This window comes from Lysinibacillus sp. FSL K6-0075 (genome assembly GCF_038592945.1).
Classification (GTDB): Bacteria; Bacillota; Bacilli; order Bacillales_A; family Planococcaceae; genus Lysinibacillus; species Lysinibacillus fusiformis_F.
Map to the genome: position 1 here is coordinate 2,380,399 of NZ_CP151947.1, position 14,907 is coordinate 2,395,305.

The following is a 14,907-nucleotide window of genomic DNA, read 5'->3' on the forward strand; positions in this document are numbered from 1 at the left end:
GGTTTTGTAGGAGGATGTATATTGAAGGTGATTAAACTATTCTTACTTTGTATTAGTTTACTAGTTTTCGTCCTATTTATAGGTATCAATCAAATGACAGCAGTCCCTGGTTCTTCTTCTGGTAATGGCAATCCTGCACTATTGTTACTTATACTGGTAATCCCACTATTTTTCGTGATGGTTTGGCTATGGCAGAGGCTTATCCGCCAGTACGGACTAAGGAGACGAGCTATAATGATCGGCTTATTCCTCACGTTTATTCATATTTTGGCAGGTATTATTTATCAAAGATCGGCGCTAGCAAATTACCGAAAAGTGATTGAGGCAGCCTTGATTGAGCGATATGGTTATGCAGATCAACAATACCTTTTAGACATCACTTCGGGGCTAACCATCCATGTCAACAATCAATATTTTAATGTGAATACCTTTTTCATGCTAATCAGTTTTTCTATTTTTATCGCCTTCCTATGGTTCGTGCTGCCAGCAGAAAAAAGCGAGAAAAAAATTTGAAATTTGTTGTAACCTTTTTCAAAGGTAAACGACTACTCTATTAGTAGAATACAAAAAACTAAAGCATAGTAGTAACATTCACTTTTCACAAAATGACCAGGGCTCAATTTCTGAGTACCTGGTTATTTTGTTGCCATAATAAAAAGAGGATATGCACACGTGGCATATCCTCCTCGATTTATTCGCTCAGCATGGCTTTTAATGTTCGCTTTTGCCAGCCTAGCTTGAAGTATGCATATTGCATAATGAAATGGACGCAGAAGGTGATCGGATAGGCTAACCAAACACCGTTTAACTCTAGTGATGTATGGTGAGATAATAGGAACGCTAATGGCACCTGCACCACCCAAATCGTAATGACTAAGAAGATGGTTGGCCATAATACGACACCTGTGGCACGCATCGTAGCAGAAACGGTTTGTGTGTGTCCAAAAATTAAATAGCTCCAAAAGGCGAAATATAAATAATTTTTGGCAATCAGCACAGTCTCATGTGAATCGATAAAGAAAGCCAAAATAGGCTCTGCAAACAGATACATAATGAGTATGATTGCGCCACCGAGAAGATAATTAATTCGCACACCCATTTGACGGATTTTTTTGATCATCTCCGTAGAATTGGCCCCTAACGCCTGTGCTACAAAGACAGATGTGGCAATGGCAATACTCATTGCTGGGACTTGTGCATAGCTAGCTACCTGATTGACAACGCCGTAAGCGGCAGTGGCATCTGAACCATAGGCATTGACAAAGCCAATAACCGCAATTTCAGCCACTGAAATGGCAACCATGCTAATACTGGATGGAACGGCTAGCTTTAATAAGGAAGTTAAAATATCTTTCTTTAATTTAAAATGCTGTAGGATTGTTTTATCAAAGCGTAGTAAATGCTTTGTTTTATGCAAATAGGCTAACAACAGGATCATTGTCACGAGGTTGGATAACACGGAAGCATAGGCAGCCCCATTTAAGCCAAACGCAGGCAACCCCAACCAGCCGAATACTAAAGGTGGTAGGAAGGCGATATTTAACACAACACTAATCACTAAGAATAGGAAGGGTGTTTTCGAATCACCAACTCCACGCATAAAGGTTGTATACACCAAATACCAAAACATAATAGGTAACGTGAAGAATAATATTTTAGCATAGCTAATACTCATGTCTAGAATATTCGCAGGTGTTTGCATAAAGCGTAAAATCCATTCGATGAAAAAGCCACCAAAAATCGCGACAGCAATGGATAAAATGGTTGTAAAAGCAAGTGTTACACCAACAACCTCTTTCATTTTGGCATGATTACCAGCCCCAAATGTTTGCCCGACTAAAATAGAGCTTCCTGACCCAATGCCAATCGCAAAGGCCATTAAAAAGAAGAAAAACGGGAAAAATGCGGAAATGGCTGCTAGGGCATCGACCCCTAAATTGCGTCCGACGATAAACATAGCAAATACTTGGCCGACGGATTGCAGCACATTCGCTAGCATCACGGGAATCAAGAAATTGAAAAAGGCTTTGCGTAGCTGTCGATCATCCTGTAACATTTGTTCATTCATAATTAAGTTCCTCTTGAGTTTTAATAACCCATTTCTTTTAAGATTCTTGATAGTGTGCGTAGGCGTTCCCCAATTAGCTCACCATCATTATTAAGTGCTTGCTGAAAAAGCTGAATATCCTCTTTGATCTGTTCATTTTCTGTGCAAACTTCCACTGTCATGGCATCACCCTGTAGGCCTACACGATTAATCACAGGGTTTTCTTCATCATATAAATGCTCGTGACGATAAGCCTCCTTAAAATAAAGTTCTGTTTCACACACTAAAATAGCAAGATCAAGCACGCGATGGAGGGGTAGTTCTTCTGATTGACGAGACCATTTGCCACCTGTATGTCGCCAAACCTTCGCAGAAATATCAACCTTTCCTCGATCATTCCATTGTGCCAGACCAAGTGAAAGCCCTTGGGCATCTGTTTGATAAGCCGTGCGCCCATCAATATTGGCATAATTTTCAGCCACGATGACAGGTTTATGTTTTAAATGTGTTGGAATTTTCATGTATCCGTACTCCTTGTCATTTCAAATTTAGTAATTTAGTAAATTACTGCTTTAGTAAATTTAGCATTCACTTAAAAAGAAGTCAATTGAAAAAGTAGAGGTGCAACTTTTTCTTCCACGGTAAGTCTAATAGGTGAGATGATGGAAAGGAGAGATGTACATGCGCTATCTACGACTTTGTTTGTGCAGTATAGTAATGCTATTATTTATACCTATGACCGCTGGTGCGACGAGCTGGGTCTATCATTTTGTAGTGTGGGATGGTCATATTTATAAAATGACAGAAGAAAAAGTGACATCCATTGACAATGAAATTGGAGCGGTAACGAAATATTCAGATATGGAACAATATAAGGGGAATTTTTCAAATACTTATCCTAAAGGGACAAAGTATTTTGCCATAAAGGGAATCGATACGGAGATAGCTATTGCGGTACAAGTGGACAAAGGGCAATACCTTAAAGCGATAAATGATGGGGAATATACGTATCAACGTCAAACAAACATTACCCTAAATCTCTATAAAGTAGTAGGAATCATGGCTCTGTTCATCGTGATTTATATATTATTCACGAGCTTACGTAAAAAGCGTTAAGTTTTACCCTATCAAAGAGCGTAAAATGGATAAACACCAAGCTGAAAAACTAGTTTATTCCTTATATAGCAATAGTGATTCTCTATACATTGTTAGACTGACAAGCTATCGCATTTTTATGTTTTATTATAATGGTTGCAAGCGTTTCTTTGTGGTAAGAGGGCCAGCTTCGTGTCATTCTAATAAGTTGGACGCTAGCCCAAATTATATAGATGTTAGCAAATAGGTATTGTTTATCAATGCCTATTTTCATAGTGTTGAAAAACAAAACCATCTATAGAATTTTTGTGAAAGGTGAAAATGGTTTCCGTTGCAGGCTACTTGCTTTCCTGTGGGCGAGCGCTGAATCGCTTCCTCCGCTACCGCTCCGTTTAGAGTTTTGCCTATCTCGCTTTCCCACGGGAGTCAAGTAGCCTTTCACTCCAACCTACAAAATGTTACCTTTTTAGCAAAGGTTTTCAGATAAAGTGAAGGTGTTCACTACTCTTTATGGTTGTCATGTATGACTTCTCCACATTGAAAATAAGAGTTTATCCCCTCTAAGAATACAGATAATGGGCGATTTGATCGCTATCCTACTATGAAAAAAGTAAAGACACTTTGCAGCATGGTTGATTGGAGTGGAGCCAGCGTCACTCCAAGGGGATTTGCGTCACAAATGAGACCCTGGAGCGAACGGAAGTGAGTGAAGCGGCTCATCGGACGCCCCCTGGAAAGGACGCTGGCGGAACGGAAATCAACCCCTCACCTTGCCAAAAGTTCTTTTTCTGCTAGTGACACGATCTTTTTTCAACAACATGCAAACTAGGTATTGTTCAACAATCCCTAGTTTTTTTGTTTTGTTATAAAGTAAAGCAACGCATTGTTAAATAAATTAATGTATAAAAATCCATCTATTAAAAAATTTAATTTACACTCTTTCCAATTTAGGAAATTTGAAGTAAAATAATCCTTACAAAAATACTGCATGTTTATTTCGGATTTCCTAGAAATTATGTGTATGTACCTATTTATTGGAAAAGTTGGTGAAATAATTATGAATAATAAAATTTGAAATAATATTTTTTTGCGGAAAAGTAAAGATATCATAAATCGAATGTAAAAATAATAAAAACGCCTAACTGATACATAGTAACTATGAAGGCATATTCTCTTGTTTAGTCATAGGGAAGGTATTACTAGATTAGGAAGTGTAAAAATTTTCATTTTAAGGTTTATTATTGAATAATTTGAGGGGGATCGTTATGAAGTTCAAATCATTACGGACAAAAATTTTATTCGGATTTTTCATCATTCTAATAGGGATTATGATACAAAGTGGGTATATCATTTATTCAAATATACAAATGAATAAAGAGATTGAAGATATGGTGCATCGGGAGCTTGAATTGTCCATTGTCGACCAGCACTTAGCCAACTCCATTTCAGTGAGGATTGGTGCTGCCAGAGGGTATGTATTAACAGGTGAAAAAGGATATAAAGATACATATGAAGAATATACAAAATTGTCTTTAGAAAATGAAGAAAAAGCTCGTCAAATACTTGAATCACAAGAACTAGAGGTGGTTGCGGCAAGAGCAAAGGCATGGCGTCAATATGTGGAGGAAAATGTCTTTCCAATCTATGAAGGTGGCAATACCGAATTAGCCGTAAAAAACCTAATTAGTAAAGAGGATGAGATTGGGGCGGTTCGTGAAGGCTTTGAATCGCTAGCAAGCTCACGCGAGGAGTCGATTCGTCAGGCAGGGCAAACGTTAATAAAGAATAATGACCGTCTGAATAAAATTAGTATGGTAGCATTTGGTATCGTTGTATTATTAGCAATCGGAGCTGGTCTCACTTCAGCCTTGTCGATTTCTAGACCTGTTAAGCAAATTTCAGAGCGAGTGAAGCTGATTGCGGAGGGTGATTTAAGCCATAATAAGCTGACCATTAAAGCGAAAGATGAAATTGGCGAATTAAGTGTTTCAACGAATACCATGAATATGAAAATGAAGGACATGCTTCAGCGAATTCAAGATGTATCCAATGAGGTTGCTGCACATAGTGAACAGCTACTACAATCGTCCATCGAAATTAAATCAGGAACCGAGCAAGTAGCACTGACAATGAATGATATTGCAGAGGGTACAGAGTCACAGGCAAATAATACGAGTGACCTCTCCAATTTGATGAGTGATTTTGTTATTCGAATGAATGAAGCGAGTCAAAATGGTCAGCATGTACAGAGTAATTCCAATCATGTGCTTTCTTTAACGAATTCAGGTCAGCATTTAATTGAAGCGTCTACCAACCAAATGACAAAAATTGATGCCATCGTCCATGACGCAGTGGATAAGGTAGAGGGATTAAATTATAAATCACAGGATATTTCCAAGCTCGTCGTTGTCATAAATGATATTGCAAAACAAACAAATTTATTGGCACTCAATGCGGCGATTGAGGCGGCACGGGCAGGTGTGCAAGGTCAGGGCTTTGCTGTGGTGGCAGAAGAAGTCCGTAAATTGGCAGAGCAGGTGTCATTGTCTGTTATCGATATCGAGCAAATCGTTGGGCAAATTGTAGAGGAAACCAATGATGTCACAAACTCTTTAAAGCGCAGCTATGAAGAGGTACAACAAGGGACAGAACAAATCTCTTTAACGAATCAAACATTTGTCGAAATTGACCGTGCTGTGACAGAGATGGCGACTAACATTACAAGCGTCTCTCAAAACTTAAATCAGCTAGTAGAAAACTCTGTAAGAATTGATGAAGCCATCGAAGAAATTGCCGCGATATCTCAAGAATCAGCAGCAGGGGTGGAAGAAACCTCCGCAACGATGCAGCAAACTTCGAGTGCGATGGAGGAAGTTTCGAATAGCTCCAATCAGCTGGCAAAAATGGCGGAAGAATTAAATAATCAGGTAGGACAATTTAAGCTCAACTAAGCAAAAAAACAGGACTTATCATAAAGGTAAGCCCTGGTTTAAGTATTGGATACATTTTTTTATTGCATCTCTCAGAGCTTGTATCAATCCAATGCACTGTTTCTCCCCTCATGTTACGTGGATATTCTAATTCACTAGTTTTGATAGAAATAAAATCTGAAAAAGGGTATTATTGTAAATGTTAATTTAGTGAAAAGGAGCCGATTCACATATGGAATGTGCATGTCCATCGAAAATGACCGATCAGCTAAGAGTAGAAGGGGATATAGGGGCAGACCCGATTTGGTGTCATCGCTGCTATTGTAATTTAAATATAGAGGATGTCCCACTGTCAGACCAATTAAAACACGAACTAGACATATGGATTCGTCAATACGGAGAATGGATTGACTGGAAGAATGACGGCATTTTTCCGCATGGAGTTGAATTGGAAGAACGATTTAATCAGCAAGGAATGCAGTTAACAGCACGGGTGAGAGCTGAGCTTGCCGATACTTACAAGGTATTCTATAAGCCTTCCACTTTTGCGAGGAGAAATGCAAATACGTAATAGCGTTAAGGGGGATTGCAATGGAAACAACCATTTTTATGATTCGACATGCAGAATCGCCCTTTATTTTTGGAAAGGAACGTACAAGAGGCTTATCCAAAAAGGGTGAGGAAGATGCGAGAGCAATAACAAAAGCGCTCCTTTCATTTAACATAGATGTAATTGTTTCAAGTCCTTATACACGAGCTATCCAAACAATCCAAGGATTGGCTGATGCTCACAAGCTAGAGATACAGACAATTGAAGGATTAAGAGAAAAACAGTTAAAGGGAGCCTATCAACTTCCAGCAGAAGAAATAGATGATGCGATAAAAAAATCCTTTCATGACCTCGATTACTGTTTGGACGGTGGTGAATCGAGCAGGGATGTCCAAAATCGTGCCATTCCTGAAATCATTCATTTATTAGAGAAATATGCAGGTCAAACAATCGCCATCGGAACACATGGCAATATAATGGCAATCATCTTCCATTATTTCGATGCCCACTATGGCTATGATTTTTGGAAAAGTACCTCTAAGCCGGATATCTATCAACTCATTTTTGAAGGCGTACAGCTTAAAACGGTGCAAAGAATAAAGGAGGAAATTAGGTTTTGTGAAAATTCCCTCAAAAATGTGTAACCTTTGCCAAGCTGACACGACTACTGTACTAGTAGAATACAAAAACTAAAGCAAACTAGTAGGTTTCACTTTTCACAAAAAGACCAGGACTCAATTTTTTTGAGAGCGCCTGGTCTTTTTGTGTTCTGGCAACACAGCGGAAGGGATGCTAAAATAAATACATTAGAATTTTCTTGAAATTAAAAGGTAAAGCAATCAAAATCACGCGTAGAAATTGAAAAAATGAAGTCCCCCATTGTTTTTTCAACTAGGCGTAAAAAGGAGTTCAGACATGCAGGTTCGTCCAATTTAAAAATCCCCCGCAAGAAAAGTTAAAATCTTATTTTTGGGGGATAAAACGTGTTTAAAAACCGATCTTTTTCACTTTTATTGACAGGTCAAGCTTTAGCGGATATTGGCGATATTTTTTATATAGTAAGCGTGATTAGTATAATTTATCGTTTAACCAATTCGGCTATTGCTACTTCCTTCGTACCGTTTATTATTACTTCTTGTATGTTGATTTCCAGTCTGCTGACACCTATTATGACGACGAAAATCTCGTTGAATCATTTGCTAACCATTTCTCAAGGCTTTAAAACCGCTGTCCTTTTGGGTCTCGCCTTGTATGTACAATGGGTAAGCGATCAGCCGATGATTGTCTTTGTATTTTTGCTGATTGCGATGGTTGCGTTCTTGGATGGTTGTGCCAATCCCATTCGTCAATCCTTGCTGCCTCATTATGTGGAGGAAAAGGATTTGTTACGAGCAAATAGTATGGCTGAAACGGTTATCCAATCCATTCAGGTGGGTACTTGGTTCGTTGGTAGTTCATTGCTTCTTCTCTTTACGCCATCACAGCTTATTTGGGGTGTTGTCATCCTTTTTTTCATCGCAACATTTCTATTAAAGCTTCTACCAGATGTAGCACGTATCGAACGTCCACAGACAAAGAAATGGTCGTTAATTATGGAAGGGTGGCAAACCATTCACCAAACGCCTGTACTAAAAGTAGCTGCGCGTATGGATTTACTGGAATCGATGGCAGGAGCTGTCTGGGTCGCAGCGATATTACTCGTTTTTGTAGAAGAAGCATTGCAGGCTCCTTCTCAATGGTGGGGTTATCTCAACGGCATTTTTTTTATTGGCATGATGATAGGCAGTATGATTTGTTTAAAATGGACCCAATTTGTTGCGCGTAAAAAAGCTATGCTAATAAGTGTAGGCGCGCTGTTATCAGCTATTTTTACATTATTCTTTGCGGTTAGTATCACACCATTAATGGCTTTGCTCTGTTCTCTGCTGATTGGCTTATGTGGGCAATTAAAAAACATTCCACAGCAAACCATCATTCAAACAAGTGTCTCAAAGGAAAAATTACCTACTGTTTATACATCTCTAAATGTCATTGTGACAGGGGTTTTCGGCCTTTCATCATTAGCCATGGGCATCTTGTCAGAATGGTATGGGATACGAGTTGTTTTTTTCCTTTCAGCTAGTGTGCTTCTGCTCGTTAGTTTGATCGCCTATAAAAATAAAACGTCTTTCACGTAAGAAAGCGTAGCCCTTACTTTCAAAGTAGGGGCTACTCATGTTGTTGCAAAAAGATGATGTCAACGGCAGAAAAAGCAATTTTGCAAGGTGAGGGGTTGCTTTCCGTTCCGCCAGCGTCCTTTCCAGGGGGCGTCCGATGAGCGGCTTCACTCACTTCCGTTCGCTCCAATCAACCATCCTGCAAAAGTGTCTTTTCCTTATCTTTCATACTAGCCATAGTGATCAAAATAGCCCATGATTTGTATAATTAGATAGGCTCTTATTTTCAATGTGTAGTGACAACACCCCTTCATAAAGAGTAGTGAAGATCTTCACTTTATTTGAAAACCTTTGCTAAAAAGTTAACATTTTGTAGGTTGGAGTGGAGGGCTACTTGACTCCCGTGGGATAGCGAGACAGGCGAGCCCCTGCACGGAGCGGGAGCGGAGGAAGCGGCTCGGCGCTCGCCCACAGGAAAGCAAGTAGCCTGCAACGGAAACCAATTTCACCTTTCACAAAAATTCTATTGATGGTTTTGTTTTTCAACAATATGCGTAGCCCTTACTTTCAAAGTAGGGGCTACTTTTATGTTTTACAAAAAGTTCATATCCTGTTAGTAGATAGTATGGTAAAATATACAATTATTTGTATATTTTAAAAGGAGAAGTTGTATGCATCGTAAAAAAATAGGCTTCATTATTTCAGCACTCATGATCGCAATCTTTATTGGTATGGCATTAAAAAATGTTTTTTTTCAAGAATCACTTACACCCTCTATGACCGTTTTGGAGGATGGCACCAAACAAATTAATTATGAGACTGCTTTAACAAAGCTAGATCAATCCTCCACAACATTTGAAGCATATAAGGGCAAAATATTAATTGTGAATTTTTGGGCATCTTGGTGTGGCCCTTGTCAACAGGAAGCACCTGAGTTAGAGGCTTTTTATCAACAAAAATCAAAGGATGTCGAGCTACTAGCCATCAATGCCACAGCCTATGACAGCTATGCGAAGGCGACAGCATTTAAGGATACCTATGATTTATCGTTTCCTATTTTCCTAGACGAGGAGGGGGTACTACAGAAAACATTTGAAGTGATGAATTATCCTAGTACCTTTATCTTTGATAAAGAAGGGAAATTACAGCACAGCATGAAAGGCGAACTCAATCAACAAGAATTAACACAATTGATTGAGGACCTCTAAGAACAATAAAAGTCTTATAGACAATATAGTTAGAAAAATGAAACTTTTTCCAAAATGATACGTAGAAGTAGCTGAAGAAAAAAGGAAGGGGGCTCCTTTGAATGCAGCGGAAACACATCATTATTATCATCATTGCATGGATTGTAGAAATATCGCTGACGTATTGGATTGCCACAATGTTCTCTGTACGATTTATCGAAGTGATGTTTTTCACGGGCGTTGCCTTTACATTAGGAACATTTTACTTTTCGAGTAGCGGTGGAGCGATGTCGAGGCTTTTCGCATCCCAAGTGAGTGCACAAACAGGAATCATTCATGAGCGAGAGCGGTTCAAGGTTACACTTGGCCCCGTATTTATAGCCTCACTGGTATTTTTCCTTATTGGTTTAGTATTTTTTATTTTACTTGTAACAGGCATTATTCCCCCACAAAAGATGTAAAAGCTATTGGTTCAACAGGCAAAAAATCAAGAGGGCTAGCTGCTCATCTTGATTTTTTACGTTGTATAGAATTTGTAGAGTGCAATATTATAAAATAGGCTTCAATAATTGTATTTTTACAATTAGAAAGGAATAAATGGATAACTATTATACTAGAATTATCATTAGATACTAGTCGTTGATCGTGCAAAATATGTATATCCTTATATCTATAAAGGTATGCGATATGTTAAAGGAGCTATCAAACCGCAGTGCCCCAAAATCGAAACCAACATAATACAGAAAACAGTAGAAAACTAGCACCTGACGCTCACTATAAAGCTATGCTAGCAATTCAAACGATGGAAAGTAGTATAAAAAGATACATAACAGAGCATGGTGACCATATGAATGCAGCTGAATATCATTATTTGCTACAAATGATCAAGAGCTTAGAAGAATTGAAAGCAGCCATTGAAGGAGTTTCATTGGACTAGGCACATCCTTTTAAATTGTATGATCTGACAATACGGTTTGTCAGATCATCCTACGAATTAATCCACCGATAATAAGTGAATGTGAAGTTTTGTCCATTCATTTCAAATGTTTCCCCACTTCTATCCATCTTTTTAAAGCCGTTTTTCTCTAATACTTTTTGAGAGGCTATATTGTTCGTCGTTGTTTGTGCATCCATGACGAGAATGCCTTCCTGGCGCATAAGGTCTACTACTAATTGTAAGGCTGTATGGGCAACCCCTTTTCCACTATATTCTTTTCCCACTCTATAACCGATATGACCTAATCGTTGCTGCTTATCAATATCGGTTACATTCATTCTCCCTATAATTTGTCCAAGTTCATTTTTTATTAGATAGAAATAAGACAGCTGTTGAGCTTGTTCCTCTACTAGCATGTCATTTTTCCTTATGAAATGTGGTAAATGGTAATAGTCATCCCCTCGGCTAGGTACTGTTTTTTCAAAATACGCCCTATTTTTAACCTCAAATGCATATAAATTTTCAAAATCATCCTGTGTTAATCTTTCTAATCGAATATTCATGGTATCTCCAATCAATTTTGGGTTTTTCTTTCATTATACCCGTAGTCTAGGGCTAATCTCATCTTGTTTTTCGATTGTTCAGTAGGTGTAGATGTACGATTAGTAAAATGGTTGGGTTCATAGATCGTACATTAATCATTAGGGGAACGTGACCTAGGAGGTGAAATTTGCAAAAGGGAACTGTTTTTGTACTGAAGGCGTAGCATCAGGGATAAACGTGCATACTCGTTTGTTTTTTCAGCCGTTCGCTAAAAAAGGGAACGTATAATGCTGTGACGTCATTAAGCAATGAAAACATCCCCTTTTGCCAAGGCCGCTTATGAAAAAGATTGCTGTTATTATTACCATATTTATTCTCTTGTTAACAGGCTCGCGACTACTATGGTTACAATTATTTATACAATCACATCAACCATATGCTGAAGGGGGGCAAATAGATTTACGAGATTTCGATTTCCAGCATCACACCTTAACACTTGATGGTGAATGGGCATTTTATCCGTCTAGTTGGTTGATGGACGAGAATAATCCTCCGATGCCTCCGACCTATATACAGGTTCCAGATGGCTGGGATGAAGTTTTTCAAGAGGGTGAATTGACACCATATGGTTATGGCTCCTATCATTTGAAACTATTGATAGACCCTGAAAAAGCTTTTACATTTAGTATGAGGGTGCCTAGTATTCGTAGTGCTGCGGAAGTATATGTGGATGGGCATTTAATTGCGGCTGCAGGGGAACTAGGTGAAAATCGCCAGCAAACGGTTGCCAAAAATGTCCCGTTTACCGCTTCGTTTGAAACAAAAGGACAAAGTGAAATCGATATTATTATGCAGGTTGCTAACTTTCAAGACCCACGTAATGGTGGTATTGTACGTTCCATTAAATTCGGACGAGAAGAGATGATTTTTCGGGAAACACAATTATCTATCACGATGCAGCTTCTCGTAGCAGTTGTGTTAATCTTACATGCGATCTATTCTGTCATTTTGTACTTACTTGGGAATAAGGATAGACGCTTACTATTCTTTTCCGTTCTAACCATTAGTATTATGTTTTATTATCTTTTAGGGAGTGATGATAAGCTTCTTTCCTTTTGGTTTCCAATCAATTATGATTGGGGCTTTATATTCGTTCATCTTTCGATGGTTGGCATTGGCTATTCGCTCCTCCAATGTATCGAGCCATGGTTGCCCCGCCATCTAAACCGTTCTAAACAGGGGTTTGCCCTTATTTGTGCCTGTGCATCTGTATTGGCGATGCTATTACCAACACGTTATGTCGTGACAATACAAGGTGTTTATATTGTCCTTTTAGCTGTTCCGATTGTGATTACGATGATGTTAATGCTAGGAAGGACAATAAAAGATATTCGTCATAATGTGTTTCTTCTTTTAGCCATACTCGCATTTGTCAATAGTATTCTATGGGATGTCTTGCTGCTGATCACTGGAATCAAGGTGATTTCGTATCCATTTGATTTGATTATCACGATTGCCTGTTTAGCCACGTTATGGTTTAAGGATTATGTGAAAGTGCATGCCGATACAAAAGAGCTTGCACAAAAACTGCAAAAGGCAGATTTGCTAAAGGATGAATTTTTGGCTAGTACGTCACATGAGTTGCGCAATCCACTTCATAGCATTATCAATATGTCAAAAGCGGTGTTAGAGCGTGAAGCAGCTGTCCTTAGTCATAAAAGTGTCAATGATTTAGAGACGGTGCTAGCTGTTGGAAAACGCATGTCCTTATTGTTAAATGATTTACTGGATGTAATGAGTCTAAAGGAAAATACGAAAAAGCTCCATCTAGGCACTGTTTCCATACACACAATTGTAGTGGCTGTGTTAGATATGCTCCGCTTTATGATGGAGGGGAAGCCTGTTCACTTTGTTAACCAAATTCCAAAAGATTTTCACAAGGTATTAGCCGATGAAAATCGAGTGATTCAAATTGTCTTTAATTTAGTACATAACGCTGTGAAGTTTACCAATGAAGGGGCGATTACGCTATCTGGTTATACGACAGGAGAGGGTATGGCTAAAATTGTTATAGCCGATACAGGCATTGGTGTGGATGCGGAGACAATGCAGCGTATATTTGAGCCCTATGAACAAGGAACTGTTAGTAAAACCATCATTGAAGGCGGATTTGGACTGGGACTCAACATAAGTAAACGACTTATTGAATTACATGGTGGAACATTAGAGGCACAGTCAGTGGTAGGACAAGGTTCAACCTTTGCCTTTACATTACCTTTATCGGATGAAGCGGATAGCCACGATACCGATGAGAAGAAGCAGGAACTTAAGAGCCAGGAAAGAATGGCTTCGCAGTCCAATGTGGAGACTAATCGCTCACCAGCATGTAACCGTCCTCGCATTTTAGTTGTGGATGATGAGCCCATCAACTTGAGAGTGATCGAAACGATATTAGCTAATGAAAAATATGAAGTAGTGACTGTAACAAGTGGCTTGAAGGCTCTAGCTTGCATTTGGTCTCAGGAATGGGATTTAGTGATTTCAGACGTGATGATGCCGAAAATGTCTGGATATGAATTAGTGCGTAGTATTCGCAAGCAATTTACGATGACCGATTTACCTGTCTTATTGTTGACAGCGCGCAGTCAGCCACATGATATTGAAAATGGCTTTTTAGCAGGGGCCAATGATTACGTCATCAAGCCCGTGGATGCCTTAGAGCTACGATCCCGAGTAGAGGCGTTAACAAAGGTAAAGCGCTCTATTCAAGAGCTACATCGTATGGAGGCGGCTTGGCTTCAGGCACAAATCGAGCCACATTTTCTCTTTAATACATTAAATGCCATCTTAACGTTGAGTGAATTAGATAGTGACCGAACAAGTAAATTAGTAGAGGCATTAAGCGATTTTTTAAGAGAGTCCTATAATTTTCAAAACGTGGAAGCACTTGTGCCGCTAGAAAATGAACTTAGGCTGATTCAAGCCTATCTCTACATTCAGCAGGAGCGTTTTGGAGAGCGTATTCAGGTCGTATGGGAACTAGAAGCGGAGACAGATGTCCTCATCCCATCATTGACTATCCAGCCTTTAATTGAAAATGCATTAAAGCACGGAATCTTAAAGCGTGCTGAAGGTGGAACGATTCATATTCGTATGATCGATTATACTACCCATCTCGAAATCACTGTAGCGGATGATGGCGTTGGGATGAATGAAGAACAATTAGCGAAGTTACTGCAGATGGAAAAGCGACCATCCAGAAGTATTGGTTTAATCAATACCCATATAAGACTGCAACATCATTACGGTCAGGGTTTGCGCATTACAAGCAAGCTGCACGAAGGGACTACGGTTTCATTTGTTGTACTAGCCAAAAACACCAACGAATCCATTAGATGCATTGCCTCTCGTTGAGTTTTGAGAGGGGGAATGCATCTTTTATTTTCAATTACCGTAGTTCCT

Annotated in this window: 13 protein-coding genes; 10 read left to right on the forward strand and 3 right to left on the reverse strand. The window is 39.0% G+C overall.

Features of this window, described 5'->3' with window-relative positions:
- The first annotated feature begins 21 nt into the window (after positions 1-21).
- Positions 22-513 carry a hypothetical protein gene (locus MHB65_RS11685; RefSeq protein ID WP_342443596.1) on the forward strand — a complete coding sequence of 164 codons (492 nt, stop codon included), beginning with the start codon at positions 22-24 and terminating at the stop codon, positions 511-513.
- Positions 514-691: 178 nt separating this feature from the next.
- On the opposite strand, the gene MHB65_RS11690 is transcribed toward MHB65_RS11685, so the two are convergent.
- Complete coding sequence (locus MHB65_RS11690) at positions 692-2,068, reverse strand: MATE family efflux transporter (protein WP_342443597.1); 1,377 nt, start codon at positions 2,066-2,068, stop codon at positions 692-694.
- A 20-nt stretch (positions 2,069-2,088) separates the two neighbouring features.
- Positions 2,089-2,568 (reverse strand): DUF6530 family protein, encoded by a 480-nt coding sequence (locus tag MHB65_RS11695; RefSeq protein WP_016994140.1) that lies wholly within the window; start codon positions 2,566-2,568, stop codon positions 2,089-2,091.
- 160 nt (positions 2,569-2,728) lie between these two features.
- Here MHB65_RS11695 and MHB65_RS11700 point away from each other — a divergent pair, with 160 nt between their 5' ends.
- The 8 genes from MHB65_RS11700 to MHB65_RS11735 all read left to right on the forward strand — a co-directional run bounded on the left by MHB65_RS11700 (position 2,729) and on the right by MHB65_RS11735 (position 10,902).
- Positions 2,729-3,163 carry a hypothetical protein gene (locus tag MHB65_RS11700; RefSeq protein ID WP_342443598.1) on the forward strand — a complete coding sequence of 145 codons (435 nt, stop codon included), beginning with the start codon at positions 2,729-2,731 and terminating at the stop codon, positions 3,161-3,163.
- Between the two features lie 1,244 nt (positions 3,164-4,407).
- Positions 4,408-6,093 carry a methyl-accepting chemotaxis protein gene (locus MHB65_RS11705; protein ID WP_342443599.1) on the forward strand — a complete coding sequence of 562 codons (1,686 nt, stop codon included), beginning with the start codon at positions 4,408-4,410 and terminating at the stop codon, positions 6,091-6,093.
- A gap of 211 nt (positions 6,094-6,304) precedes the next feature.
- Positions 6,305-6,643 (forward strand): hypothetical protein, encoded by a 339-nt coding sequence (locus MHB65_RS11710; protein WP_342443600.1) that lies wholly within the window; start codon positions 6,305-6,307, stop codon positions 6,641-6,643.
- A 20-nt stretch (positions 6,644-6,663) separates the two neighbouring features.
- Entirely contained in the window at positions 6,664-7,266 is a 603-nt protein-coding gene (locus MHB65_RS11715) for a histidine phosphatase family protein (protein WP_342443601.1), read from the forward strand.
- Positions 7,267-7,605: 339 nt separating this feature from the next.
- Positions 7,606-8,799, forward strand: a complete 1,194-nt coding sequence (locus MHB65_RS11720; RefSeq protein ID WP_342443602.1) for an MFS transporter — start codon at positions 7,606-7,608, stop codon at positions 8,797-8,799.
- 650 nt (positions 8,800-9,449) lie between these two features.
- Positions 9,450-9,986, forward strand: a complete 537-nt coding sequence (locus MHB65_RS11725; RefSeq protein ID WP_342443603.1) for a TlpA disulfide reductase family protein — start codon at positions 9,450-9,452, stop codon at positions 9,984-9,986.
- Between the two features lie 101 nt (positions 9,987-10,087).
- Positions 10,088-10,426, forward strand: a complete 339-nt coding sequence (locus MHB65_RS11730) for a hypothetical protein (RefSeq protein WP_205443389.1) — start codon at positions 10,088-10,090, stop codon at positions 10,424-10,426.
- Positions 10,427-10,677: 251 nt separating this feature from the next.
- Positions 10,678-10,902 (forward strand): hypothetical protein, encoded by a 225-nt coding sequence (locus tag MHB65_RS11735; RefSeq protein ID WP_342443604.1) that lies wholly within the window; start codon positions 10,678-10,680, stop codon positions 10,900-10,902.
- 50 nt (positions 10,903-10,952) lie between these two features.
- Here MHB65_RS11735 and MHB65_RS11740 read toward each other — a convergent pair whose 3' ends face one another.
- Complete coding sequence (locus tag MHB65_RS11740; protein WP_342443605.1) at positions 10,953-11,465, reverse strand: GNAT family N-acetyltransferase; 513 nt, start codon at positions 11,463-11,465, stop codon at positions 10,953-10,955.
- A 319-nt stretch (positions 11,466-11,784) separates the two neighbouring features.
- Here MHB65_RS11740 and MHB65_RS11745 point away from each other — a divergent pair, with 319 nt between their 5' ends.
- Entirely contained in the window at positions 11,785-14,859 is a 3,075-nt protein-coding gene (locus MHB65_RS11745) for an ATP-binding protein (protein WP_342443606.1), read from the forward strand.
- The last annotated feature ends 48 nt before the right edge of the window (positions 14,860-14,907 follow it).